Origin of the sequence: Halovenus aranensis, assembly GCF_900100385.1 — an archaeon.
Classification (GTDB): Archaea; Halobacteriota; Halobacteria; order Halobacteriales; family Haloarculaceae; genus Halovenus; species Halovenus aranensis.
On record NZ_FNFC01000001.1, the window covers coordinates 291,335 to 314,609 of the forward strand.

Sequence of the window (23,275 nt, forward strand, 5' to 3'; positions counted from 1 at the left end):
TCATTCTTCTCTGCTTTAACAGCCAGTGTCGTCTCGTCTTCCCGTCTTTCGATGCTCTATCTGAGTTTCCTTGCCGAGCCCGACACGACACTGTATCCACCTGTTTGTCTATCCCATCGAGAGTCGTGTCGCGGACTGTCGTCCGTGTCTGATTTGATGTGATGGCTACCTGTTCGTTTATTTCAACTGGGGAGTCTCTGTATAGCTAGTGTCCATCACTAAGGGGTGGGAACACGCAGTTATTGTTAGCAGACATGGGCCCGGCGACAAATCAGCCGTCGGGAACAGCCACGAGTGACAGAATGATAGAGAACGGAAACACCCTCGAGGCACTGTCGGCAGACAATCTCCCAGTACCAGTCTGTCGGTTCGCGTTCGATGACGGCGACGTGGTCGTACGCGAGACAAACGAGTCGTTCGAGGAGCGACTCGGTTCCGTCGAACGGGACGAGTCGCTGACCGATATCTTCGGGCAGTTGGACAGCAACTGCCTCCGGACGGCGCTCGGCGAGGGTCAGCAGTTTACCGTCGACGGCGAGGACGCCGCGTATCAGGTCGACGTAACACCTCCGGCGGAGTCGACCGACGGCTACCTGGTGTTCAGCGACGTTACAGACGAGTCCGCCGAATCGAGCGACGCGTTCCGGGAGGGTATCGCGGTCGACCACGTCGCAAGTGTGGTCAGCCACGACCTCCGGAACCCGCTTGATGTCGCCCGCGCCAGGTTGCAGGCTGCTCGCGAATTCGAGGAGCCTGAGCATTTCGACCACGTCGAGCAGGCACACGAGCGGATGGAACGCATCATTCAGGACGTACTGACGCTTGCTCGTGGCGAAGACGTCGTCGACCCAGACGAGACGGTTGAACTCGGTGCAGTCGCGAAACAGGCCTGGGAAACCGTCGAGACCAACGGCGCGAGCCTGACCGTCGAAGACGAGCTACCGACGGCACTCGCCGACCCCGACCGAATCAGCCGACTTTTCGAGAATCTCTTTCGCAACAGCGTCGAACACGGGACGGCGGGTGAGACAGACGACCACGCTGTTACAGTGACTGTCGGCGAACTTGACACCGAACCCGGCTTCTATGTCGCCGACGACGGGCCGGGGATTCCGGCCGACCGTCGTGAACGAGTACTCGAACCAGGTTACTCGTCTGACGAGCACGGCACTGGATTAGGGCTCGCAATCGTCGCTCGGATTGCCGACCTGCACGGCTGGGAAATCACCGTCACCGAAGCCGACTCTGGTGGTGCACGGTTCGAACTCCACGGAGTCCACCAGCAGTGAACCGCCTCGCTCCCCGGTCGCTACCCGTGAGAGCCAACTATTTATCGCTGCCTGCGGAGGGATGACATATGCACGAGGTAGCGGACCACGCACCCGTTGGTATCCTGACGGTGACGGCCAACGGCACGGTCCAGGACTGTAACGAGGCTGCCTGTGAGGCACTCGGTTGTGGTCCCGACGAGGCCAAGGGTGCAGCTATCGAGACCGTCTTTCCCGATTCTGTCGAGGCCACGGTTCCGCGCGCGTTCGACTCGCCACTGGAGACGACACAATCCGTCGAGGAGTATTACCCGTCGCTCGACCAGTGGCTCGACGTGACGCTCGTCCCTGCCGAGGAGGTCGTGCTGGTGTATATCGACGACGTGACAGAGATATACGACCAGCGACGGCGGACAGCGGGGTTACAGGACGATATCGACCGACTCACCGTGCTCAACGGACTCATATCGGATATTCTCGCCGACCTCGTCGACGCGGCCAGCCGTGAGGAGATTGCCGAGACAATCTGTCGCCGACTCGGCGAGACTGACATCTACGAGTTCGCCTGGGTCGCCGAGCGCGAACTCGGCGGCGACGACCTCGTCATCCGCGCAGCGGCGGGCCAGACTGGCCGCACGCTCGGCGAAATCGAAGCCTGTCTCGACGAGACGACAATCCCCGAAGAGCGGGCAATCGGTTCGGGCGAGTCGGTCGTCGTCCAGCCCATCGGAGACGACGACGACATACCAGAGCCGATTCGTCGGGCCGCCTTCGCCGACGGGCTCCAGTCACTGCTGGCGATTCCGCTCACCCACGGCTCCAGTGTCTACGGCGTCGTCGGGGTCTACACCGCCGAACAGGATGCGTTCTCGGAGCGCGAGCGGGCCAGTTTCGAGACGGTCGGTGAGATGGCCGGCTTCGCGGTTAACGCTACGCGCCACCGGAACCTCCTGTTGTCGGATACGGTCGTCGAACTCGACTTGCGGGTGACCGACCCGGCGGCACCGCTCGTCGCTGCCGCTGCCGAGGCCGACACGCAACTCTCGCTCGACGGACTTGTTCCCCAGGGTGAGGACCTGTTGTGTTATCTCATCGCCGACGATGCGACCGTCTCCGATGTGATCGACTCACTCGCCGACCACGACAGCGTCCGTGGTACCAGACTCATCGGCGAGTACGAGGAAGGGGGCGTGTTCGAGACACGGCTCGGCCCCCGAACGCCACTCGGCCTGCTCGCCGCCAGTGGCGTCACTGTCCGTTCTGCCGAGTTCGGCGACGCCGTCGGCGATATCGACATCGAGTGTTCCCCGGAGGAAGACGTTCGACGACTCGTCGACGCCCTCTCCCGAGAGTTCGACGTCGAGGTCCTCGCAAAGCGCGAGCGCGAGCGAGATGTAACGACCGCCCGTGAGTTCCGGGACGAACTCCGGGACAAACTGACCGAGCGCCAAGAGAACGCGCTCCGGACGGCCTTTTTCGCGGAGTACTTTCAGTCGCCCAGAGGGAGCAACGCACAGGAGGTCGCCGAGGCGCTCGACATTACCGGGCCGACGCTGTTACACCACCTGCGTGCTGGACAGCGCAAGCTGCTCGAAGAGTTCTTCGATGTCGCTGACGACTCCTGAACGGGAGATGACAGCGGTCAGCTCTCGTCGCCCGGCAGACAGTCAGGGTGCTCCCCGAGGAAGCCGTGGAACGGGCAGACGAACTCGTCGCGGATGAGTTGCTCGTCGACTACAGTCAGGCCGAGGTCGGTCAACTCTCGCCCGATGCGGCTGAGTTCGTCGTGGTCCTCGCCGATAGCGTTGACGTAGATGTTCCGCTCGCCGGTCATTATCTCCCGGACAGCGGTCACACCTCTGACCTCCATTGCGCTCTCGGCGAGTTCTTCGCGCTGGTCGATTGGTGCGGTACAGATAATCTTCGTATAGAGCGGGTATCCCGCCCGCTCGTAGTCGATATCGACGTGATACCCCCGGATGATTCCCTGTTCTTCGAGCTTCGAGATGCGGTTGCGGACCGTGCTCGCCGACAGGCCAATCTGCTCGGCGATGTCGTTCGAGGACGTGTCACGGGCGTTTTTCTGTAACTCAAACAGAATCATCTTGTCGACCTCGTCTAATCTCCCGTTCATCTACCCGGTCTTCCGATGCGAGTCGAATCAATCTTTCTCCTCTCTGTCTCCCGCACTGAAGCAGTCTGTAATAATCAATACAACAGTATTAGTTCTGTGAGCTAACGGATAGGCAGCCTATTTAAATACTAAGAAGACAAAACGATATTCAGTGTGTTCGTGTTGCGTAATTCGATAGCCCGTGCTCACGTTGTCGCCCGGCCCGGAGGTACTACACGTCGAGACCGTCCGACGGTCGGCCACACGACAGAGGGGTGGTGAGAGTGGTCGGGACAGATGATACCGAATTGAGCCGGGACCTCGGCGTCTTCGCCGTCTTTACCGTGACTGCCGGAACGATGATTGGGGCCGGCATCTTCATCCTTCCAGGGCCAGCAGCAGCGGGAGCTGGCCCGGCGGCTGCGCTCTCTTTCGGACTCGCGGGGCTGATTGCGCTGGTCGCCACGATGTGTGCCGTCGAGCTGTCGACGGCAATGCCACAGTCGGGTGGCTCGTACTACTTCACGAGTCGGGCGATGGGGCCGCTGGTCGGCGCAGTGGTCGGCTTCGGTGCCTGGATATCGCTCATCTTCAAAGGGTCGTTCGCGCTCGTCGGACTGGGATGGTACGTTACAGAGTTTCTCGAAGTACCGGCACTCGGGGTCGCGCTCGCGGGAGGGCTGGCGCTGACGCTGGTCAACTGGGTCGGTGCCGAGGAGAGCGGCCAGCTACAGAACGCCGTCGTCGTCGGCCTCGTCGCGATTCTCGCCGTCTTCGCTGGCGGCGGATTCTTTGCCGCCGACCCGGGCCGGTGGTCGAATTTCGCCATCTCCGGAACAGAGGGCGTCATCTCGACGACCGGACTCGTCTTCATCTCCTATCTCGGCATCGTGAAAGCGACGGCTGTCGCCGAAGAGGTCGAAGACCCCGGACGGACGCTCCCACGGGCGATGTTCGGAGCGGTCATCTTCGTCACGCTGCTGTACATTCTGGTGATGCTCATCGTCACTGGGGTGATGGAGATAGACGAGATTGCCGAGAGCTCGGCACCCGTCGCCGAAGCGGGTGGCCGGTTTCTCGGGAGCTTTGGCGGCTCTGTGCTCGCACTCGCCGGAGTGCTCGCAACAGTGTCGACGGCCAACGCGGCGGTGTTGACCTCCTCACGATTCCCCTTCGCGATGTCGCGTGACAACCTCCTTCCACCGGCTTTCGAGCGCTCGTCCCCGCGATTTGGCACGCCCTCGCTATCTATCTGGCTGACAGGCGGGGCGATGGTCACGCTCGTGGTGGCTCTCGACGTCGAGAAGCTGGCAAAGCTCGGGGGAACGTTCGGCATTCTGGTCTTCGTCTTGCTCAACGTGACTGTCGTCTTGCTCCGGAGTGCACAGCCAGAGTGGTACGACCCCGACTACCGGACGCCGCTCTCGCCGGCGTTGCCGCTTGCGGGTGCTGTGGCCGCCCTGTCGCTGATTCCGTTCATGGGACTGCTCTCACAGCTGACTGCCGTCGGCTTCGTCGTGCTGGGTGCAGTCTGGTATCTCGTTCAGACCTGGGTCGGCGACCCCGTCGAACCCGACCACGATATCAGAGACCAGTTGCTCGGGGCACAGTACCGGCGCTCTATCGAAGAAAAGACAGGCGAAGTCGGCAACGACGCAACCCTCGGGCCACACGTCCTCGTCGAGACAGTCGAGGGCGAGACGAACCCACACCTGCTTACGGTGATGCGGGCGTTTACCGACCGGCTCGATGCCGACCTCGACGTACTCACGATAACCGAGGTCGCGCCACAACTCCCGCTGTCTGAGGCCGCCCACGACGTCGACGACGACTGGCAGGAGACCATCGAGCACGAACTCGCCTTGCGAGACCACGCGGTCGTCTTCGACCACGTCCGGGCCCACGACCGCACAGACGCGCTCTTGGGGAGTGTCGACGACCGGACAGAGCTGGTCGTCGTCGACTGGGAGGACCCTATTCGTAAACACCACCTTCGAGAAAGCCACGTCGACGAGATTCTACGCTCGGCGTTTCCCGTCAGGCTCGCTGTCCTCAAAGACCGCGGGACGGGCGCAATCGGCGATATCGTCGTCGCGACGGGAACCGGCCCATACGACCGCGCAGAGGTAGAGGTCGCAGATGCCATCGCCGCTGCAACCGGAGCGTCGCTCACGCTCGTCAAGGCGATTCCAGAAGATGCTTCCGAGTCGGCGACCGTGTCCGCCGAGGAGTATCTGTCAGACCTGGCGACGCTCCTCTCTGCGCCGGTCGAGACAGAGCTGATTCGAACGAACGATGTCGAGACGGCCCTGGTCAGTCGGGCCGACCTGGCCGACCTGCTGGTGATGGGTGCCCCGGCACACCCGGGACGGTACCGGGAGTTTTTCGGCCAGACGACCGACTACGTCGCAGCTGAAACCGACACGTCGGTACTCGTCGTCAAAGAACCCGAAGTTCCGTTCCGCAGGCGACTCTGGCGGCGCGTTCGCCGTCTCGTCGGGTAGTTAGTCGTCGAACTCTCCGAGGAGGCTGTCTAACTCGACGTCCAGGTGTTCGTGATTCGCCTCGTATACCTTGTGATGGTGGCCCTGCTCGGTATCGATACGCCGCTGAACCGTCACCAGACCGACCTCTGACAGCCGGTTGAGCCGTCTGAACGCGGTCGGTTTCGACATCGACGTCCGGTCGGCGACTTCGGTCCCGCTCCGTGGCTGGTCGGCGACAACCCTGAGAACCGAGCGCGTGTACTCATCACCCAGCAGCTCCAGCAGCACGCTCGTCGACAGTTCTTCGGTCCCGTCGCTGTCTTCGTCGGTCGCTGCCGGCGCGGTCCGGTCGCGGGGACGGTTCTGCAACATATTTCTATAAAAGTATCGACCAATGGTATTATCCAGTGCTAACTACGAAGAGTACACCGCCAAACCGTATCTAGCTATAAAGAAACGTCCGACTGAGGCGACCGAGAAGTAACAGCAGTGCCGGACGGACTGTCGCATTCGTCTAAATGCCAGCCATTATGTGTACCGACTCCAAACCAGTTTCGTAAGAAACGCCTATGAACGAGACGACTGCGGACCGTCCAATCGCGCTCATCGTCGACGACGAAAAAGAAGTGGCGGACGCATACGCGCTCAGGCTTCGGGGTCTGTGCGAGGTCGAGACAGCATACGACGGCGAGACGGCGCTTTCGGTAATTGAGGACGACCCCGTCGATATTGTTTTGCTGGACCGGCATATGCCGGGAATGTCAGGGGACGACGTACTCGACGAACTCGACGACCGGGGCTTCGACGGCAAAATCATCATGGTGACGGCTATCGACCCCGGCTTCGACGTACTGGATATGCCCTTCGACGATTACCTCTGTAAGCCTATCGACCGCGAAGATGTCCGCGCTGCGGTTCGACAGCAGTGCGAGATTCTGGGGTACGAACTGCTCGGGGAGTACTTCGGCGTCGAATCCAAACGACGGGTGATTGCTGCCGAGATTCCCCGCGAGGACCGCGAGGACCACGACCGGTATCAGGAAATCGCCGCCAGCTGTGCGAACCTAGAACAGCGGGTTCGGCGACTACTCGACGACGTAACAGAGTCCCTCGACGAGTTTGCAGCAATCGGCCGAGAAGGTCGGTAGCTTACGGTTCAGTGTGTTCGACTTCGTCTTCGATTGGGTCGGGCGAGCTCTTCCACCGGCTGAGCGTATACGCGAGGACGACTGCCACTGCGATTCCTGCGGTGAGTGTCTTCTTTGAGACCATACATAACCTTCTCGCGCCTCTATAATAAACCACGACGATTCGTTTCTCTCTCAGAAACTCTCGCCCCAGATTGCAACCTGTTCGGCGTTCTCGACGGCCTCGGTGGCCAGACGCTCTCCGTCCGCTGGCTCGACCTCCCGGACTGTCGACAGCGGCGGCTGTGTCGCCGGGTTGTCGGGCGCGAGGCGATGACAGCCGGCGTCGATGGTCGCTTCGTCGTAGGTGCCGATGGCTCGCGCTCGTTCCGTTATCTCGCTTTTGTCGAGTGACACGAGCGGGCGGTGGACCGGGTAGTCGATGGCCGCACCGGTAACCCGTAATGCGGCACTTGTCTGGCTCGATTTCTGCCCGACGGACTCGCCAGTGACGACGCCGACAGCGTCGGTCCTGTCGGCAACCGCTGCGCCAATCCGGAGCATGAACCGCCGGGCGAGAAGCATCCGGTAGCGCTCGGCGGCCTCGGTGATTCGTTTTAGCCCCTCGCCGCCGGGGACCGCCCACAGCGTCAGCCCGTCAGGCGTGTACTCTGTGAGACACTGCATCGTCCGCTCTGCGCGCGCCCGGTGGTCGACGCCGCCGAATCGTCCGAGGTCGACGTAGACGGGTATCACCGGACAGCCGCGTTTCATCAGTTCCCAGGCCGCGACCGGCGAGTCGATACCGCCGCTGACCAGTGCGACGACGGGCTCCTGTGTTCCCAGAGGAAGCCCGCCAGGGCCAGACTGTCGGTCGAGATAGACGAACGCACGCTCTGGCCGGCACTCGACGCCGAACGTGAGCTCCGGGTCGTCGAGGTCGACAACCGGGTCGACACCCGTTGCTTCGGCGGCCGCCGCGACCGCGCTGCCACCCTCCCGCTCGATGTCCGTACTCGAGAAGGGATGAGCGTCTGGCTGCCCGGCCCGGCGTGCCCGCACTGCGAAGGTCCCGCCGTCGTACCGCTCCCGGGCCGCCTCTCGCAGCAGGTCACAGATGGCTGCCATCGTTGGCTCGCTCTCTCTGACCGGACTCACCGACGAGACGCCGAACACCGACCGAGCCGCGCGGGTGGCCGCCGTTATCTGGTCGGGGTCAGTTCTGACGTACAGCCGGGTGAACTCGGCCTCGACGGTGGCGTCGACCGCGCGCTGGTCGAGCATCCGTCTGAGGTTCGTCCGGAGCTGTCGCTCCATCCGTTGCTGGACCGACTGGCTCTTGACGCCGACCTCGCCGCTGAAGCGGACGAGGACGGTGTCTGCTCCGGGTGGGTGCATGTCCGGGAGAAACGCGTCGAGGTTTAAACGGATATTGACTCCGCTCGCTCAAAACGTCGAGAGTTCGCCGTCGATGACCCGCCGTGTCAGGTCGGTCACGTCGGCCAGTTCCTCGTCGATTGTCGCCTCGATGTCGGAGCGGATGTCTTCGAGGGTCACGTCCTCGCTCGTCACGACCTTGGCGTCGGCGACGTGGGGTTGGTCGATTGGTCGCCCAATCTGTGAGAGCAGGCGAATCTGGACCTGCCGGAGGCCCTCGACGTCTGCGGCGACTGCCTCGGCAATATCGGTACTCAGGAGGTTGTAGATTTTGCCGATGTGGTTGATAGGGTTCTTGCCGCTCGTGGCCTCCATACTCATCGGCCGGTTGGGGGTGATGAGGCCGTTAGCACGGTTGCCACGGCCGACAGAGCCGTCGTCGCCCTGTTCGGCGCTCAGGCCAGTCGTCGTCAGGTATATCGACCCTTGCTCGTAGTCGTCGGCGGTGTTCACGTGGACGGTTACGTCATGGTCGGTGTACTCCGTGGCGAGTCCCTCGATGTACTCTTTGACGCCCGCGACCGCTTCCTGGTACGCTTCGAGGCTGGCGACGTGTTCGTCGACCATCGCCACGGCCACTGTCACGTCGATGTGGTCGTCCTCGCGTTTGCCCATCACCTTGACATCCTGACCGACAACAGGGTTGTCCGCCGCGTACTCTGTGGTCAGTTTGTGTTCGGTATTGTAGACGATTTGCTCGGTTTCGGTCAGCGGGGCGTGGCCGACGCCGTAGCTCGTGTCGTTTGCCATCGGAACGGCCTCGCCGTCCTCGCCGAACACGTCCTGGAGGTCACCGCTTCCCTCGCCGAGTTTCACGTCGATGACGATATCGGAGCCGACGTCGAGATACGGGAACGTCTCGTCGAGGTACTCGCGGGCGGTCCGGAGCGCGATTGTCTCCGCCGGAATCCGCTCGCCGTCGTACTCCTTGGTGGCCCGGCCGACGATGAGCAGGTAGATGGGTTCGAGCATCTCACCGCCGCCGAAAGCCGGCGCGGCCGTCCCGGCGACGAGCTGTGTCTCGTCCGTGTTGAAATGGAGCGGTTTCCCGAAGCGGTCGAGGTACGTCTGCGCGAGCGCCCGCGACACCGCCTCTGCGACCCCGTCACAGATAGAGTCGGGGTGTCCGATTCCCTTTCGCTCGACAATTTCGACGTGCTCGTCCTCGACGGCCATTCCTTCTGTCTCCTCGACGCGGATGTTCCGATTGGTCATTGTTCTCCGGTTCGCTACCGGCGCGTCTATAACTTACGAAAACGTCGAACGTCGCCGTGATGCACGGGAGTTATCACACGGGTCGGGAGCCAGTCACTGCGGGTCGGCGTCGCGGGCAGTCTCTTCTAGCAACAAATCCAGATACGAGGTGCGGATTTGGTCGTCGGGATGGAGACCGAGCGTCTCTAGGACGCCGGCGGTTTGCTCTCTGGCCGCCGCAACGTCGGCCTCGCTCGGCACGTCGCGTTCGACTTCGACGAAGTCGCCCAGTCCCTCGACTGCATCGAGCGTCACGACGCAGTCGTCGAGTTCGTATCGCTCGCGGTCTTTGGCGACCCTGGCGGCTGGCTCGTACCCGAGTCCTTCGAGTACCGCTCGCATCGACTCGCCGTCGTCGACGGTGGTCTCGGCTTCGCTCCGTGTCTTCGAGTGGTCGTCGACAAGTGGCCCCTTGTAGGTCACGACCGTTCGACACTCGCTGTCGACTGTCTCCCGTCGGATTCGGAGCGCCTCGTCGGTCGTCGCGAAGTCTCGGTCTGGCGCGTCGTAGTAGGTGTCTTCCTGCCTAACAGCCCCGAGGTGAGTCGCGCCCGCGTCTGTAAGTGCCTCTGTGACGCGGTCGTGGTTTCCTGGGACCTTCATCTCGACTTCGTACATGGGCGTGGGTGGGGGTGGCGGCGTGAAAAGCGACCTGATATTGGTGTCATATGCTCCCATGAGCGGGGCGAAACGGTGTCCTTAAGAGTACAACGACTGACCAAAACGGTATGAGCAACGAATCCGAGGCCGAGGACGAGCAGACACAGGCCGACGACGAGCCCGAAATCGAGGAGGAAGCCGCCGAAGACGAACAGACATCCGGACTGCAGGACGACGACTTCGTCCGTCTCGAGTACACCGCTCGCACTATCGAAGACGGCCAGCTCGTCGACACGACCTCCCAAGAGGTCGCAGAGGAGGAAGGCATCGACGACGACGAGCGAGAGTTCGGTCCGCGAACGATTGTTCTGGGACAGGGACACATCTTCGCCAGCGTCGAAGACGATATCCGCGGCGAGGAGGTCGGCACGGAAGGCACCGTGACCGTTCCCGCAGGCGAAGCCTTCGGCGAGTTCGAAGAAGACCAGGTCCGCACCATCAGCAAGGACAAGATTCCGGAAGACGACCGCTACCCCGGCGCACAGGTCACCGTCGACGGTGACGACGGCTTCGTCGAGACAATCGTCGGCGGCCGCGCACGCGTCGACTTCAATCACCCCCTCGCCGGCGACGACATCGAGTACGACTACGAGATTGCCGACACCGTCGACGACCGCATGGAGATGGCCGAAGGGCTGGTCGACATGTACCTCGGTCTCGACCTCGAGATGTGGTTCGAGACCGAGACCGTCGAGGAAGAACAGCTCGTCGAGGACGAGGACGAGGAAGCGGAAGACGACGAGGAGAGCGAGCCCGAGTACGAGACCGTCGAGGTCGAGAAAGAGTCGCTGTACATCGAAGCGACCCCGCAGCTGACGATGAACCAGCAGTGGATGATGCAAAAACAGCAGATTGGTCAGGAACTCATCGACCTGCTCGGCATCGACCGCATCATCGTCCAGGAGACTATCGAGGACAGTCCGATGGGCATGCCCGGCATGATGGGCGGCATGGGCGGTGCCGGCGGTGCCGACCTCGAAGAGGCGCTCGAAGACGCCGACATCGACGCCGACGACCTCGCCGAGGAACTGGAATAACGGACTGACCACGAACTCTTTTCCTTGCCAGACCGCTGTGTTCGGTATGCTCCGACTGGCGGTAGCGACCGCGGCAGAAACCTACGACCGGATGCAAGAGCCTCTGCGAACACGTGATATCGAAGCCGTCCACGTCGAGACGACAGAGCGCACTCTCTCGCTCGATACGGGGAGTGATGCCTTCGACGCGGACGGCTTCGACGTGGGCTTTGTCTATCCCTCGCGGCTTGCCGAGGGGGGTGTCGCTGACGCACTGCTCGGTGTGCCGTGGGTGAACGGACGGGAAGAGATTCTGCGCTCTCGTCACAAGGGCGAAGCGCTTGCTCGACTCTCGACTGCAGGCGTCCCGACGCCCGAGACCGTTGTCGTTTCGAACCCCACAGACGAGGCGGCACTGACGGCGGCGTTCGAGCGATTCGACGGGCCGGTGGTCGTCAAGCCGAATTCGACGACCCGAGGGACTGGTGTGGCACGGGCGCATGACCTCGACAGCTTTCTCGGTATCTGTGACTACCTCGATCTCGTCCACGACTACCGCGCCACCGGCGACCAGTCGTTTCTCGTCCAGGAGTATCTCCCCGACGCGCGAGACTTTCGGGTCATGGTCGTCGACGGCGAGGCCGTGGGTGCAGTCGAACGCCGGCTTCCAGACGAGGCACTCGCCGCAGGAGGGTGGAAACACAACGTCCACCGTGGGGCCGAGGCCACCGGGGTCGCCCTCGAGGACGACCACCGAAGCCTGGCCGAGGCGGCCGCCGACGCGATGGGGATTTCCTGGCTCGGTATCGACCTGCTCGTCACCGACGACCGCGCCGTCGTCAACGAGACAAATGCTCGCCCCACTATCGATTCGGCGACGAAATACGAATCCGGCTTCTGGGACGACGTGGCTGCCCTCGTGCGGGCACAGACGTGACGGGCCGTGTTATCTCTTCTCACGACACTTTTTTGTCGATAGATAGAAAACTCGTTGACAGCATGGAGCTCTCCGCTTTCTAACGGGGTTGTCGACGCCCTGGCTGTTCGTGAGGCTGCCGAACAGCTAGCGCGTCGGTGACGCCCGTTTTGCTCGATTTACCCCCAGCGACCGCTTTGTTCGCCGGGGAGGAACAGCGACACAGCATCGCAGCCGTCCACACACATGTTACAGACGGCAATTATCGCACAACGGACGACAGACGAGACGCCAGAGACAGACGAGATACGCGGACTGACCGAGGCTGCCGGCGCGCGGGTCGTAGCCGAGGTGACACAGCAGCGCCCGCCCGACCCGGGGACTGAACTCGGCCCGGGCAAGGTCGCAGAAATCGGGGACGTAGTCGACGAGACCGGCGCGGACACGGTCGTTGTCGACGCCGAGTTGACGCCGGGACAGACGGTCACACTCGAAGACGCCGTCGGCGCACACGTCGTTGACCGACACCGGGTCGTTCTCGAAATCTTCGCCGACCAAGCGAGGACGCGCCGGGCACAGCTCCAGGTCGAACTCGCGCGGCTTCGATACCGTCTGCCCCGCGTCCGGGAACGCTCGGACGAGGGCGCACTCAATCGCTTCACCGAGAGCGGGACGCGGTACTACGACCTGCTGGACCGTATCGACGAACTCGAACGCAAGCTCGACGACCTCCCTTCGGTCGCCGAACAACACCGAGAACAGCGGCGGGACGAAGGGTTCGAGTTGGTCGCGCTGGCCGGCTACACGAACGCCGGCAAGTCGACGCTGTTGCGCCAACTGGCCGACGAGATGACACTCGAGGAGACGGGTCACGACGACCTCGCGAAGACGGCGGCAGTCGAGGACCGGCTGTTCAAGACTCTGGAGACGACCACGCGGCGGGCGTCTCTCTCGGGTCGGTCGACGCTCGTGACCGATACCGTGGGCTTTCTGGACGACCTGCCCCACTGGCTGGTCGAATCGTTCCGGAACACGCTGACCGCCGTCGAGGAGGCAGACGCTGTCGTCGTCGTAGCCGACATCGCACAGCCCACCGACGAACTCCGGCGGAAACTGGCCGCGGTCCACGACGCCCTCGGTGACGACCACCCGCCGGTGGTGACTGCGCTCAACAAGGCAGACCTCGTCTCCGGTGAGACGCGCGAGGAGAGACGTGACGCCGTCGGCGACCTCGTGTCGAATCCGGTGCTCGTCAGTGCCCAAGAGGGTGACAACCTCGATGCTCTGGAGTCGAGCATCTGTGCGACGCTCCCCGCGCTCGAAGAGACGACGCTGACGCTTCCGCTGTCTGACGACGCCATGTCACTGCTCTCGTGGCTGCACGACGAGGCCGCTGACGTAACCGTCTCCTACGACAGCGAGGCCGCACACGTCGAGGTGACCGCACGGCCCGAGACAATCGAGCAGGCGCGGGCCCGACTCGACGGCCTCACTCCCTGAAGCTACGGGAGAAACAGCGTCAGGGTAATCGCCAGTGTAAACGTCAACAGCAGCCAGAGGGCAACCGCCCACGTCACCTGTTCTTGGAGGTCGTCACTGTTGAGTGGAAGAGATTGTGTCGCTCCCATACGCCAGTACAGACACTGGTCGGTTGTAGAGACCAGCCCACAATATCCGGGGCGTATTTACTGAGACGGGAACTCAGATGTCGATACTCGTCGAGTCGTCGTCGTGGTCGAAGACGACTTCGAGGACGCCGTTGTTGTACGTCGCCTGTGCGGAGGTTTCGACGACTGGAACCGGAAGGGAAATCTGCTCGCGGTACGTACGGCCGTCGCCGGTCGCGTCCAGATGGAGGGTTCGGCCGTCGCATTTCAGGTCGATATCCTCTTTCTCGATACCAGGAATATCCGCGACGACGCGAACCTCGTCGTCTCCCTCGTGGATGTCGAGGTGAACGTCGCTGGCGGTGTCCTGACTTCCCGGCGTGTTCCGCTCGAAATGCACGTCGCCGTCGCCGGCCATCATCTCGTTCATCATGCGCTCGATTTCGCTGAAGAACTCGTCAAACGGGTCGTCGCGGTCGTCTCTCATACAATCTGCTAGGGCTATCACACTCAAAAGCCTTCGGCACCGCATTCTGCTTGAATGACCAGTCGCCATCTTTTTCATCGGAACCGCGCTAGCGACGACAACAATGCTGAGCGCGAAGATGGAGGATTACCTGAAAACGGTCTATGAACTCAAAGAGATTGACGGCGCTCCTGTCTCGACCTCCAGCATCGCGGAGTATATGGACGTGACACCGCCGACGGTCACGAGCATGATGGAGAAACTCGAAGACCGCGAACTCGTCGACCGCGAGAAGTACAGCGGCGTCGAACTCACGCCCGAGGGAGAGACCGTCGCACTCGAAGTCCTCCGTCACCACCGCCTCATCGAGACCTATCTCGCCGAGCAACTGGACTACGACTGGGCAGAGGTCCACGACGAGGCCGACCGGCTGGAACACCACATCAGCGAGGAGTTCGAGCGCCGCGTCGCAGACGCGCTCGACGACCCGGCAGTCGACCCCCACGGCGACCCGATTCCGACCGACAGTCTCGACCCCCTCGAAGAGACAGACGGCGGACGACTCGACGAGTACGACGAAGGCGCGGCGGTCGTCGTCAGACGGGTCCGGGACCGCAACGCCGAGGAACTCGACTATCTCAAAGATGCCGGTCTCACGCCGGGGACTGAACTCACCGTCGACGAAGTGGCTCCGATTGGAATGGTGACGGTCCGATTTGCCGACGATACCACTGTCTCGATTCCGAACGATATCGCCGGGTCAATCCACGTCACGCCGGCGACCCCTGACGACGTTGCCGAGACGGTTTAACCGCGATTATCGCGGTAATTTCCGTGACCACCGCATAGGAAGACTACTGTCATTTAGGGCTATTTCTCTGGTGTTGTCGTGGCGAAAACGCTCCCACGAACCACTCTGAGTGCCACGCCGAACGCTTTTTTCACGACGGACGAACAGTACGTGTATGCGCGGACTCGACGACACCGACAGGGACATTCTCCGGCTCTTGCTCGAAGACGGTCGCCGCTCGTACAGCGATATCGCCGAAACCGTTGGCCTTTCGGCACCCGCTGTCTCTGACCGTATCGACCGCCTCAGGGAACTCGGGCTCATCCGGCGGTTCACCGTCGACCTGGACAGAGGGCTGTTACGCGACGGGACGCCGGTACTCGTGACCGTTCGGGCGAGGCCTGGGACTGGCAAACGACTCGAAACACAGCTCCGCGAGCAGCCTGCGGTCGAACACCTCTTTCGCACCGCCGACGAGACGCTCGTCTGTACCGCCACAGTCACCGACGGCGACAGTGCGGAGCTCTTCGAGGGGGTGGGCGATGCCGTCCGCTCGTACGACGTGCAACTGCTCGCGGAAACGTCGTGGACACCACAGCTCGACCACGCCGAACTCGCTCCCGACTGCGTCGAATGCGGGAACACTGTCGACACCGAGGGCGAACGCGAAACATTCGACGGGACGGTGTATCACTTCTGTTGCTCGTCCTGTCTGGAGAGTTTCCGAGCGCAGTACGACCGGCTCAGCGATGCCGCGTAACCCTCAGAGGCGGACCGCGACGCCGGGCGGGAGGGGGTCGGGCACCCGAACTGTCGTCGTCGTTTCTGCCCCTGTGCCTGTCGTAATCGTGAGCGTTACCGTCTCGCCGGGGGTGAGGCGGTCGCCGAAGTACTGTACGCCGTCGAGGTCGTCGGTCCCGCGGTCGAACTGGAGAACGAGTCGCTCGCCCGGCTGGAGTTCCGCCCCGCCCTCGAGGGGGTCGACGCCGAAGGATGCGTCGCCGGCTCCCACCTGTGGCGGCGCGAGCGTGTAGCGGTCGCTCCCGTCCCAGGTCACCGTCACGTCGCTGACGTTGACGCTCTCGGTGGCGGGTGTGACCAGCAACTCGACGGTACCGACACTGGTCCGGTCGTCGTTTATCGCACTGCCGTACGACGAGAGCACGAGCAAGCCACCGTCCGGGCGCTCCGACTCGGCGGTCGTTCTGTCGTCCCTAAGGGACGCGTCGCGGATGTCGACGCCGGCGACGCCAAACGCCGCCGGAAGCACTGCCAGTAGGACGGTGATGCCGATGATAAACGCGAGTAGTTTCTGTACGTCCGACTGTCCCCGTCCCATGCCTGTCCGTCTGTCATCGGCGATGGGCTTAACTCTGCTGACCCAGCCCTCACAGCGGCACGACGTCGAAATCGAAGCGGTCGGTCTCTAAGAGCGCGACGCCGAATCCGGCGGCGATGGCGACGGGCACCCACGCCTGGTAGAAGGCGTTGATAGCGCCCCACAGCAGGACGAAACTGACCATATCATCGAGCATGTACGGGCAGGTCTCGACGCGCTCGCGTAGCCGCTCTCTGTCGAAGGCGGCGTCGATGAGTACCGTCGAAACGACCGCACTCAGGACCCAGCCCGCGTAGTTCATCGGCGGAACGCCGTAGAAGCCACCCTCGGCGAACTCCCAGAAGCCGAGCGCGACCGCCGCGGGGTCGAGCACCAGGTCGACAGCGACGACTGTCGCGGCGACGACCGGCAGACGAACGAGTGGCGAGGCCGCCCGACCACGGAGCAACAACAGACAGAGCAGGTAGCTGTTGACCACCAGCGGGACGAAAAACAGCGGCAACGCCACCGGAATCGTTCCCGCGAGCATCGGTCCAAGTGAAATGTTGTAGCTAAACTCGCCGTAGGGGACGCCCGCCGTCGCGCCGAGAAACTCGATTGCGTAGGTGTACGCGAACAGAAGCGCCAGCGCTACCGCCCCGCGTCGGTCGACCAGCGGGAGCACGCCTGATACCAGCGGGACCCGCATCACGAACACCCCGAACAACACCAGCGCCGGATTGAACGACAGCAGGGGTGGGAGCAGTCCCTGCGCGCTGGCGAGCAGGGTCACGGCCCCGATAAGCGGGAAGACCACCGCGATGGTGAACCGATTGTCGTCGACGAGCGCGTCGAGCGTCGCCTCGAACGTTTCCCTGTCCGAGAGCGCGCGAGAGAGTCCGTCTCTGTCGAGCGTCACCTGTTCGGCGCCGTCGGTCATCGAGACCGCCTCCAGTTATCCATACAGCATCACCCAGAGCCGACCCATCGTCAGTGCCATGCCGGCGAACGTGTTCAAAATCGGGAACCACCAGTACGCGCGAGCGATGTCGACCCCGAAGCGGTCGATGACGCCGACGAACAGGGGGTAGACGAGAAAGACCACGCCAAGCCGCGGGTCGACCACGCCCATCAGCGCGGCGGCCGCCAGCCAGCAGGCCGCACAGTACAGGAGTGTCGCACGCTCCCCGAGTAGCGTTGCCGTCGTCGTGATGCCGGCCCGGCGGTCGGGGTCGATGTCCGGTATCGCGGAGAAGGTGTGCATCCCCATCGCCCAGACCCACCCGCCGGCGACCGCGAGCAGCGGCGGCGCTGTCCCGGCGACGCCTCCGTAGGCGACGATAGCTGGCGTGACATAGAGCCCGTTCGAGACCGAATCGAGTACCGGCGTCGTCTTGAACCGCAACGGTGGCACGCTGTAGGCGGCCCCGAGTGTCAAAAACGCGCCCATCGCGACGGCGCTCTCTGCCGGCAGCACCGGGACAAAGCCCACGCCAAGCGCACCACACACGAGGACGATAGCTGTCACCCGATTGCTGCCGGAGTACTGCACTTCTCGGCCGCCCTCGGATTTCTTCGGATTGTACTCGTCGATATCAACGTCGAAGCGGTCGTTGACGCCGTACAGGAAGACGTTCGCCGGAAGCAGAAAATACAGGAACAGAGCAATAGAGAGCGGCGTAAAGAACTCACTCGTCGTCGGGGCACCGTAGGCCACGCCGACGATGACCGGCCCCGCGAGATACAGCCAGAACCGCGGGCGCGAGAGCCAGAACAGATAGCCCGCGAACGTCCGCTCGGAGGGGGCCAGCCACTTGAGGCGCTCTGTCACGTCGCTCACGTCTGTCGATGTGGTCGCCAAACTACTAAAGACGACGGTACCGCGCTCACGCCGGTCCGACGAGTTCTACCTTCATTCCGGCAGGACTCTCACAGTAGAGCGCGTAGTACCCACCCGCGTAGGGGTGTTGCTCCTCGTAGAGCACGCTCGTGTCGTCGCGCTCGCGAACTGTTTCGGTGAGTTCGTCGACTTGTTGTCGGGACTTGGCATGAAACGCGAGGTGGTTCAACCCGGCAGCCCGACGGTCGAACGGGCGGTCGTCTGTGGCCGCTTTCAGGACAACGTAGGTCGGACCACGGTCCCAGGACCGACCGCCGTCCCAGTCGTCTTTCTGCTCGTACCCCAACTCTGTCAGGAACCATTCCCAGAAATCCAGCGACGACGCGAGATCGGATGTACACAGTTCGACGTGATGGAGCGCCCCCGCGTGTTCGGTATCGGCATGGTCGTACCCCACGCTCACACCTCGACTCTTGCTAGCAAAACAGTAGCGGTTCGGCTACCTCTCGCTGCCGGCGGAGTCCATCGTTTCGGCAAGCGCCATCATCTCCTCGGAACTGAGCCCGGAGAGTAGGTCGACGAACTGCTCTATCTGGTCGTAGTACTCCTGTAGTTGGGACACTCGCGCGAGGTCGTGGGCCGCCTCGGGGCTGTCGCTGGATTCGAGCCGTCGCTGTGCCGTATCCAGCGCCCGATTCATCGTCATCACCTCGCGTCGTCCCTCCGTTTCGAGCCACCGTCTGGTCACTTCCCACCAGTCGCGTTCGGCCTCGAAGAAGGCGCGTTTCCCTTCATCGGGGAGCGACCGCCGCTTCACCAAATAATACCGTTCGAGCGTCGACATCGCCGAACTGACCGTCGACTTGGCGTAGTCGCTGCGCTCGGCTAGGCCATCGAGCGAGAGCGGCCCGTCCGCAAAGTACAGAATGCCATAGAGCCGACCGAGACTCCGTTTCGTCCCGTACATCTCCGCCGTCGTCGCCATCGCTTCGATGACTTCCTCGCGTGCAGTCGCCACCTCATCGGGGTCGTCTCCGTTCTCACCCATCACGTCTGGGTTTGACCGTAACGGATAAATAGGTTTATACAGAATATTCGGCAAATGCCGAATTTGGAGAACAAGTCAGTACCCGACAACGACCAGACGACGACAAGTGAGTGGGTGATTCGCGGGACGGACATCGAGAAGACCTACGACTCCTGGCTGCCGTTCGGGCGGACCGTCGAGGTGTTGACGGAGGCAACGCTGACTATCAACGAGTCAGAGCTGGTCGGTATCGTCGGTGGCAACGGTTCGGGAAAATCGACGTTGATGAAGATTCTCGTCGGCGTTCTCGAACGCGACGGTGGTGAGGTCGAGCGCCGTGGCACTATTGGCTGGTGTCCACAGGAGACGCTCCTCTACGACCGGTTGACAGTGCGCGAGACGATGCAACTGTTTGGCAGTGGGTACGGGTTAGACAGCGCGACGATTCGTGAGCGACAGGCCTGGCTCGCCGACCGCTTCGAGTACGAGGAGTATCTCGACACGCGGGTCGACCACCTGAGCGGAGGCAACCAGCAGAAGGTAAACCTCTCGGTTGCGCTGCTCCACCAGCCCGACGTGCTGTTACTCGACGAGCCCTACACCGGCTTCGACTGGGAGACATACCAGACGTTCTGGGAGTTCACCGACGAGTTAGCCGCCCAGGGGACCGCTATCGTGGTCATCAGCCACTTCGTCGAGGAACACGACCGGTTCGACCGCATCTACGAACTCCAGGACGGCAGCCTCGAACGTCAGAACGTTGCCGACAGCGAGGAGGTGAGCTAAATGGCTGTCGCGCCACGGCAGCGGGCGGCCGTCGGCGCAGGCCTCCGGGCGTTTCTCCGGAAGCCGATGAACGTCGCTCTGCTGGTCGCGCTCCCGCCCGCGGTGATTTTCATGTACGAGCTCGCGGTCGACCCCATCTCGGCGGCACCGGGCATCGACCTCACGCCGGGGGCCGCCGACCTCGGCGGCGCGCTGTTCGCGACGGCGTTTCTTGCCGGGCTACTCGGTCTCTTTCAGGTCGTCGGCACGGCACAGTCCGACCGGCGGCTGGTCGTCTGTGGCTATCACCCGGCGGAGGTCCTTCTCGCCCGCCTGCTGACCGTGCTGATTGCCGGCGGACTCGTCGCTGGCATCACGTTCGTCACCTTCTGGGTCCGAACCGACGTGACGCCGGCACGACCGCTCGTGGCCTTTGGCGCACTCCTGGGGGCCGCACTCGTCTACGCCCTCGTAGGGGTCTGTCTCGGTGCGCTCTTCGGGCGTGAACTGGAAGGGTCGCTCGTCCTGGTGTTTCTGGCCGATATCGACTCCTTCGGGTCAATCGGCGTCGTGCCGACAGAGAGCGCCGTCCTCGATTACTTCCCGCTGGCGACGCCACACGATATGCTCCACGAGGCCGTCTACGGCGGCACCGTCTCGGGCGGAGACGTGGCGACGGTCCTCGGGTACGCAGGTGCACTTGCCGTGCTTGGTGTCGTGCTCGTCGCCCACGGGGGTGATTTGACGTGACTATGGCTCGTGGGGGGCAGTCCCGGGTCCGGACCGCCACGGTCGTCGCGGGCAAGGAGGTATTACGCGACCCAGTGTTACTCGGATTGCTCGTCTTCTTGCCGGTGTATTTCATCGGACTGTGGGGATGGCTGGTCCCGACAGACGAGGTCAGGGTTGCGGTCGCTACCGCGGACGGAACCGCGACCGTCGACACGGACCTCGTGAGCCTGATGCTCGCGCTCATGGGGCCGGTCACCGGCGCGCTCTTGGTCGGTATCGCGGGGATGTTTCTCGTCCAGCGCTCGCGTGGAATCGACGAGCGCCTGCGTGTCGTCGGCTTTCGGGGAGCGGAGTTGCTCGTCGCTCGCCTCTGCCTGCTGGCTGCCGTAACCGCCGTCGTCGTGGCTGTCTCGCTCGCGGTCACGCTGGTCTACAGCGTTCCGGAACACCCTGGGTGGTTCCTGCTCTCACTGGTGGTAGCTGGGGCTACCTACGGCAGCGTCGGCGTCCTCGCGGGACAGTTTATCGACCGGATGGCCGGTGTCTACCTGCTGTTGTTCGTTCCGATGTTCGACATCCTTCTGCTCGGTCTGCCCCTCGGCGAGTCTCCGGGCTGGGCCGACTGGCTTCCCGGCCACCACGCCGCTGAACTCGCTGTCAGCGCTTCCCTCTCGGAAACTGTCGCCGTCTCACACGCCGGCTGGGGTGTCGTCGTCGTTGCCGTCGTCTCGGCTGTTGCGCTGCTCGCCTCGCTCGTCCAGTAGCCACAACTCTGGACAAAAGTGGCCGAAACCGTCCAATTATATGTGTCGAAGGCATATCTGTATTCGACATAATGAGCGAACACGACACCGATTCCGTCCCGGAACACGAGGAAGAATGGCAAGATATTCTGACCGACGAAGAGTACAAGATTCTCCGAGAGGGAGACACCGAGCCGCGGTTCAGCGGCGAGTTACTCGACATCGACGAGGCGGGCGTCTTCTCCTGTAAGGCCTGTGGCGCGGAGCTGTTTCACTCAGAGCAGAAATACGACTCTGGCAGCGGTTGGCCGAGCTTCTTCGACGTGCTAGAAGAGGGTAATATTGCGACAGACGTCGACACCAGCCACGGGATGCGACGGACCGAGGCAATCTGTGCCCGCTGTGAGAGCCATCTCGGCCACATCTTCGACGACGGTCCCGACCCGACGGGCCAGCGGTACTGCATCAACTCTGCCTCGCTTGAGTTCGAACCCGACGAGGAGTAGCGCGGTCCCCGAAGATTTTTATTTACCGTCGTTGGGCACATACATGTGAAGGACAAAATCGAGTTCGGTGGCCTCGACGAACGGTATTACGGTGTCCCGCTGTTTGGTGGACTCCTCGCTGGGCTCGTCTCGTTTATTGTCGGCTACCTGTCGTTTCTCGGCATCGCTGCCGGAACTGGCGACGGCATCGACTTCGAGGCGCGGTCGCTCCGACAGGTCGGACATTTCTTCTATAATTCATTTCTCGTCCCGACTCACCAGCAGACCAAACAGGTCGTGCGCAACACGGCCAACAACGAGTCTGTCCTCCAGGAGAGTCTCTTCAGCGTCCGGTACAATCCCTTCTACCAGGCAGACAGTATCGACGTAGATACACAGACGTACCTCGACGGGGCACTCTACGACGAACAGAGTCGAACGCTTCCCGTCGAGAACGCACGGGACTGGGCGCTGCCCGATTTGACCTTCCCTGATTTCGTGTATCTGGCCATCCCTGTTGTCGTGCTTTTCGGTGTCGGATTCGTCCTGGCGTACCGCTATGTCTCGATGGACGACACGCAGCTGTGGTGGCAGGTCGCGATTCGCGGACTCGTCGGTGGCGGGACGATTACACTCGGATTTGTCCTCCTCGCTCTGGTCGGGATGTACCTGTTCGTCGTCGACGGCGTCGCAATCTTCACTCAACAGGCGGGCGAGGGCGCGTTTACGCGGCCGGACAGGGTCGACACACTCGTTTTCGGCATCGCCTATCCCGCGGTTCTCTCGACGGCTGGCGTTCTCGCCGGGCAACTATCGCGTCGGCCGACGATACAGACGACCAAAGACATCGACGACACCGCCGACAGGGAAACCGACGCCGAAGCGAGCGACGAGGACAGCGAGACGACCGACGCTGACAAACACGAAGACGACACTGCGGACGAACACGAGGACGACACCGAGACCACGGACAACGAGTCTGACTCGTAGCCGAGCCCTCGCCGAGATAGCCACACGGCAGGAATCGTATTACATATAACGGTCCGGTCGTTAGCAGGGGGTGCAGGTCGCCAAACCTGTGACAGTGCGCGAGGGTAGCCAAGCCTGGCCAACGGCGGCGGACTCAAGATCCGCTCCCGTAGGGGTCCATGCGTTCGAATCGCATCCCTCGCACTGTGTGGTCGAGAAATCTTCGACCCAGTGCGGAAGACCAACGGAGCGGTCT

27 protein-coding genes and 1 tRNA gene are annotated in these 23,275 nt (G+C 62.6%); 15 read left to right on the forward strand and 13 right to left on the reverse strand.

Annotated elements, in window-relative coordinates:
* Nucleotides 1–302 precede the first annotated feature (302 nt).
* A complete protein-coding gene (locus tag BLR34_RS01505) occupies nt 303–1,289 on the forward strand; it encodes a sensor histidine kinase (protein ID WP_092698853.1) in 987 nt (328 codons plus the stop codon).
* A gap of 68 nt (nt 1,290–1,357) precedes the next feature.
* A complete protein-coding gene (locus BLR34_RS01510) occupies nt 1,358–2,893 on the forward strand; it encodes a bacterio-opsin activator domain-containing protein (protein WP_092698708.1) in 1,536 nt (511 codons plus the stop codon).
* Nucleotides 2,894–2,910: 17 nt separating this feature from the next.
* Here the strand turns inward: BLR34_RS01510 and BLR34_RS01515 are convergent, their stop codons facing one another.
* Complete coding sequence (locus BLR34_RS01515; RefSeq protein WP_092698710.1) at nt 2,911–3,402, reverse strand: Lrp/AsnC family transcriptional regulator; 492 nt, start codon at nt 3,400–3,402, stop codon at nt 2,911–2,913.
* A gap of 263 nt (nt 3,403–3,665) precedes the next feature.
* Here BLR34_RS01515 and BLR34_RS01520 point away from each other — a divergent pair, with 263 nt between their 5' ends.
* Nucleotides 3,666–5,885: an amino acid permease gene (locus BLR34_RS01520; protein ID WP_092698712.1), complete on the forward strand. Its 2,220-nt coding sequence runs from the start codon at nt 3,666–3,668 to the stop codon at nt 5,883–5,885.
* Here BLR34_RS01520 and BLR34_RS01525 read toward each other — a convergent pair whose 3' ends face one another.
* The gene (locus tag BLR34_RS01525; RefSeq protein WP_092698713.1) at nt 5,886–6,239 is read right to left on the reverse strand and encodes a winged helix-turn-helix domain-containing protein; all 354 of its coding nucleotides are present in this window, start codon (nt 6,237–6,239) and stop codon (nt 5,886–5,888) included.
* A 197-nt stretch (nt 6,240–6,436) separates the two neighbouring features.
* Here BLR34_RS01525 and BLR34_RS01530 point away from each other — a divergent pair, with 197 nt between their 5' ends.
* A complete protein-coding gene (locus BLR34_RS01530; protein WP_092698715.1) occupies nt 6,437–7,015 on the forward strand; it encodes a response regulator in 579 nt (192 codons plus the stop codon).
* Between the two features lies 1 nt (nt 7,016).
* Here BLR34_RS01530 and BLR34_RS17475 read toward each other — a convergent pair whose 3' ends face one another.
* From BLR34_RS17475 to cyaB, 4 genes are all read right to left on the reverse strand, one after another.
* Complete coding sequence (locus tag BLR34_RS17475; RefSeq protein WP_281240897.1) at nt 7,017–7,139, reverse strand: hypothetical protein; 123 nt, start codon at nt 7,137–7,139, stop codon at nt 7,017–7,019.
* A 50-nt stretch (nt 7,140–7,189) separates the two neighbouring features.
* Nucleotides 7,190–8,392 carry a tRNA sulfurtransferase gene (locus tag BLR34_RS01535; RefSeq protein ID WP_092698717.1) on the reverse strand — a complete coding sequence of 401 codons (1,203 nt, stop codon included), beginning with the start codon at nt 8,390–8,392 and terminating at the stop codon, nt 7,190–7,192.
* Nucleotides 8,393–8,440: 48 nt separating this feature from the next.
* Nucleotides 8,441–9,646 carry a methionine adenosyltransferase gene (locus tag BLR34_RS01540; RefSeq protein WP_092698719.1) on the reverse strand — a complete coding sequence of 402 codons (1,206 nt, stop codon included), beginning with the start codon at nt 9,644–9,646 and terminating at the stop codon, nt 8,441–8,443.
* Between the two features lie 93 nt (nt 9,647–9,739).
* Nucleotides 9,740–10,303 carry a class IV adenylate cyclase gene (cyaB, locus tag BLR34_RS01545; protein ID WP_092698721.1) on the reverse strand — a complete coding sequence of 188 codons (564 nt, stop codon included), beginning with the start codon at nt 10,301–10,303 and terminating at the stop codon, nt 9,740–9,742.
* A 110-nt stretch (nt 10,304–10,413) separates the two neighbouring features.
* Here cyaB and BLR34_RS01550 point away from each other — a divergent pair, with 110 nt between their 5' ends.
* From BLR34_RS01550 to hflX, 3 genes are all read left to right on the forward strand, one after another.
* Nucleotides 10,414–11,382 carry an FKBP-type peptidyl-prolyl cis-trans isomerase gene (locus tag BLR34_RS01550; RefSeq protein ID WP_092698723.1) on the forward strand — a complete coding sequence of 323 codons (969 nt, stop codon included), beginning with the start codon at nt 10,414–10,416 and terminating at the stop codon, nt 11,380–11,382.
* Between the two features lie 46 nt (nt 11,383–11,428).
* Complete coding sequence (locus BLR34_RS01555; RefSeq protein WP_092698725.1) at nt 11,429–12,298, forward strand: ATP-grasp domain-containing protein; 870 nt, start codon at nt 11,429–11,431, stop codon at nt 12,296–12,298.
* Between the two features lie 225 nt (nt 12,299–12,523).
* The gene (gene hflX, locus BLR34_RS01560) at nt 12,524–13,777 is read left to right on the forward strand and encodes a GTPase HflX (protein ID WP_092698727.1); all 1,254 of its coding nucleotides are present in this window, start codon (nt 12,524–12,526) and stop codon (nt 13,775–13,777) included.
* A gap of 2 nt (nt 13,778–13,779) precedes the next feature.
* Here the strand turns inward: hflX and BLR34_RS17480 are convergent, their stop codons facing one another.
* Together BLR34_RS17480 and BLR34_RS01565 are read right to left on the reverse strand one after the other, a co-directional pair.
* Nucleotides 13,780–13,905 (reverse strand): hypothetical protein, encoded by a 126-nt coding sequence (locus BLR34_RS17480; protein WP_281240898.1) that lies wholly within the window; start codon nt 13,903–13,905, stop codon nt 13,780–13,782.
* Between the two features lie 73 nt (nt 13,906–13,978).
* A complete protein-coding gene (locus BLR34_RS01565) occupies nt 13,979–14,371 on the reverse strand; it encodes an Hsp20/alpha crystallin family protein (RefSeq protein WP_092698729.1) in 393 nt (130 codons plus the stop codon).
* Between the two features lie 103 nt (nt 14,372–14,474).
* Here BLR34_RS01565 and BLR34_RS01570 point away from each other — a divergent pair, with 103 nt between their 5' ends.
* Both BLR34_RS01570 and BLR34_RS01575 read left to right on the forward strand, forming a co-directional pair.
* Nucleotides 14,475–15,161 (forward strand): metal-dependent transcriptional regulator, encoded by a 687-nt coding sequence (locus BLR34_RS01570; protein ID WP_092698731.1) that lies wholly within the window; start codon nt 14,475–14,477, stop codon nt 15,159–15,161.
* A gap of 154 nt (nt 15,162–15,315) precedes the next feature.
* Nucleotides 15,316–15,900 (forward strand): AsnC family transcriptional regulator, encoded by a 585-nt coding sequence (locus BLR34_RS01575; protein WP_092698733.1) that lies wholly within the window; start codon nt 15,316–15,318, stop codon nt 15,898–15,900.
* Nucleotides 15,901–15,903: 3 nt separating this feature from the next.
* Here the strand turns inward: BLR34_RS01575 and BLR34_RS01580 are convergent, their stop codons facing one another.
* Genes BLR34_RS01580 through BLR34_RS01600 form a run of 5 tightly spaced genes read right to left on the reverse strand, consistent with a single transcriptional unit; the run spans nt 15,904 to nt 19,346 of the window.
* Complete coding sequence (locus tag BLR34_RS01580) at nt 15,904–16,479, reverse strand: hypothetical protein (protein ID WP_092698735.1); 576 nt, start codon at nt 16,477–16,479, stop codon at nt 15,904–15,906.
* Between the two features lie 49 nt (nt 16,480–16,528).
* A complete protein-coding gene (gene cruF, locus BLR34_RS01585; protein ID WP_092698737.1) occupies nt 16,529–17,398 on the reverse strand; it encodes a bisanhydrobacterioruberin hydratase in 870 nt (289 codons plus the stop codon).
* Between the two features lie 15 nt (nt 17,399–17,413).
* Complete coding sequence (locus BLR34_RS01590) at nt 17,414–18,298, reverse strand: prenyltransferase (protein ID WP_218120825.1); 885 nt, start codon at nt 18,296–18,298, stop codon at nt 17,414–17,416.
* A 46-nt stretch (nt 18,299–18,344) separates the two neighbouring features.
* A complete protein-coding gene (locus BLR34_RS01595) occupies nt 18,345–18,755 on the reverse strand; it encodes a VOC family protein (protein ID WP_092698739.1) in 411 nt (136 codons plus the stop codon).
* Between the two features lie 42 nt (nt 18,756–18,797).
* Nucleotides 18,798–19,346 (reverse strand): GbsR/MarR family transcriptional regulator, encoded by a 549-nt coding sequence (locus BLR34_RS01600; RefSeq protein ID WP_092698741.1) that lies wholly within the window; start codon nt 19,344–19,346, stop codon nt 18,798–18,800.
* Between the two features lie 54 nt (nt 19,347–19,400).
* Between BLR34_RS01600 and BLR34_RS01605 the strand changes: the two genes are divergently transcribed.
* The 6 genes from BLR34_RS01605 to BLR34_RS01630 all read left to right on the forward strand — a co-directional run bounded on the left by BLR34_RS01605 (nt 19,401) and on the right by BLR34_RS01630 (nt 23,223).
* Nucleotides 19,401–20,111 carry an ABC transporter ATP-binding protein gene (locus tag BLR34_RS01605; protein WP_092698743.1) on the forward strand — a complete coding sequence of 237 codons (711 nt, stop codon included), beginning with the start codon at nt 19,401–19,403 and terminating at the stop codon, nt 20,109–20,111.
* Nucleotides 20,112–20,840: an ABC transporter permease gene (locus BLR34_RS01610; protein ID WP_092698745.1), complete on the forward strand. Its 729-nt coding sequence runs from the start codon at nt 20,112–20,114 to the stop codon at nt 20,838–20,840. It abuts the gene before it with no gap.
* On the forward strand, nt 20,837–21,586 hold the full coding sequence (locus tag BLR34_RS01615) for an ABC transporter permease (protein ID WP_176765200.1): 750 nt from the start codon (nt 20,837–20,839) through the stop codon (nt 21,584–21,586). Before BLR34_RS01610 ends, BLR34_RS01615 begins: the two co-directional genes overlap by 4 nt.
* 71 nt (nt 21,587–21,657) lie before the next feature.
* Nucleotides 21,658–22,071: a peptide-methionine (R)-S-oxide reductase MsrB gene (gene msrB, locus BLR34_RS01620; RefSeq protein WP_092698749.1), complete on the forward strand. Its 414-nt coding sequence runs from the start codon at nt 21,658–21,660 to the stop codon at nt 22,069–22,071.
* Between the two features lie 45 nt (nt 22,072–22,116).
* Nucleotides 22,117–23,040 carry a DUF7978 family protein gene (locus tag BLR34_RS01625; protein WP_092698751.1) on the forward strand — a complete coding sequence of 308 codons (924 nt, stop codon included), beginning with the start codon at nt 22,117–22,119 and terminating at the stop codon, nt 23,038–23,040.
* Between the two features lie 98 nt (nt 23,041–23,138).
* Nucleotides 23,139–23,223, forward strand: a tRNA-Leu gene (locus BLR34_RS01630).
* Nucleotides 23,224–23,275 lie beyond the last annotated feature (52 nt).

What these genes read in the sequence shown, in the direction of transcription:
- BLR34_RS01565 (WP_092698729.1), bottom strand. Translation starts at nt 14,371, where the DNA reads ATGAGAGACGACCGCGACGACCCGTTTGACGAGTTCTTCAGCGAAATC.
- cruF (WP_092698737.1), bottom strand. Translation starts at nt 17,398, where the DNA reads ATGACCGACGGCGCCGAACAGGTGACGCTCGACAGAGACGGACTCTCT.
- cyaB (WP_092698721.1), bottom strand. Translation starts at nt 10,303, where the DNA reads ATGTACGAAGTCGAGATGAAGGTCCCAGGAAACCACGACCGCGTCACA.
- BLR34_RS01505 (WP_092698853.1), top strand. Translation starts at nt 303, where the DNA reads ATGATAGAGAACGGAAACACCCTCGAGGCACTGTCGGCAGACAATCTC.
- BLR34_RS01605 (WP_092698743.1), top strand. Translation starts at nt 19,401, where the DNA reads ATGCCGAATTTGGAGAACAAGTCAGTACCCGACAACGACCAGACGACG.
- BLR34_RS17475 (WP_281240897.1), bottom strand. Translation starts at nt 7,139, where the DNA reads ATGGTCTCAAAGAAGACACTCACCGCAGGAATCGCAGTGGCAGTCGTC.
- BLR34_RS01575 (WP_092698733.1), top strand. Translation starts at nt 15,316, where the DNA reads ATGCGCGGACTCGACGACACCGACAGGGACATTCTCCGGCTCTTGCTC.
- BLR34_RS01515 (WP_092698710.1), bottom strand. Translation starts at nt 3,402, where the DNA reads ATGAACGGGAGATTAGACGAGGTCGACAAGATGATTCTGTTTGAGTTA.
- BLR34_RS01600 (WP_092698741.1), bottom strand. Translation starts at nt 19,346, where the DNA reads ATGGGTGAGAACGGAGACGACCCCGATGAGGTGGCGACTGCACGCGAG.
- msrB (WP_092698749.1), top strand. Translation starts at nt 21,658, where the DNA reads ATGAGCGAACACGACACCGATTCCGTCCCGGAACACGAGGAAGAATGG.
- BLR34_RS01580 (WP_092698735.1), bottom strand. Translation starts at nt 16,479, where the DNA reads ATGGGACGGGGACAGTCGGACGTACAGAAACTACTCGCGTTTATCATC.
- hflX (WP_092698727.1), top strand. Translation starts at nt 12,524, where the DNA reads ATGTTACAGACGGCAATTATCGCACAACGGACGACAGACGAGACGCCA.
- BLR34_RS01530 (WP_092698715.1), top strand. Translation starts at nt 6,437, where the DNA reads ATGAACGAGACGACTGCGGACCGTCCAATCGCGCTCATCGTCGACGAC.
- BLR34_RS01535 (WP_092698717.1), bottom strand. Translation starts at nt 8,392, where the DNA reads ATGCACCCACCCGGAGCAGACACCGTCCTCGTCCGCTTCAGCGGCGAG.
- BLR34_RS01555 (WP_092698725.1), top strand. Translation starts at nt 11,429, where the DNA reads ATGCTCCGACTGGCGGTAGCGACCGCGGCAGAAACCTACGACCGGATG.
- BLR34_RS01550 (WP_092698723.1), top strand. Translation starts at nt 10,414, where the DNA reads ATGAGCAACGAATCCGAGGCCGAGGACGAGCAGACACAGGCCGACGAC.
- BLR34_RS01525 (WP_092698713.1), bottom strand. Translation starts at nt 6,239, where the DNA reads ATGTTGCAGAACCGTCCCCGCGACCGGACCGCGCCGGCAGCGACCGAC.
- BLR34_RS01570 (WP_092698731.1), top strand. Translation starts at nt 14,475, where the DNA reads ATGCTGAGCGCGAAGATGGAGGATTACCTGAAAACGGTCTATGAACTC.
- BLR34_RS01540 (WP_092698719.1), bottom strand. Translation starts at nt 9,646, where the DNA reads ATGACCAATCGGAACATCCGCGTCGAGGAGACAGAAGGAATGGCCGTC.
- BLR34_RS01510 (WP_092698708.1), top strand. Translation starts at nt 1,358, where the DNA reads ATGCACGAGGTAGCGGACCACGCACCCGTTGGTATCCTGACGGTGACG.
- BLR34_RS17480 (WP_281240898.1), bottom strand. Translation starts at nt 13,905, where the DNA reads ATGGGAGCGACACAATCTCTTCCACTCAACAGTGACGACCTCCAAGAA.
- BLR34_RS01610 (WP_092698745.1), top strand. Translation starts at nt 20,112, where the DNA reads ATGGCTGTCGCGCCACGGCAGCGGGCGGCCGTCGGCGCAGGCCTCCGG.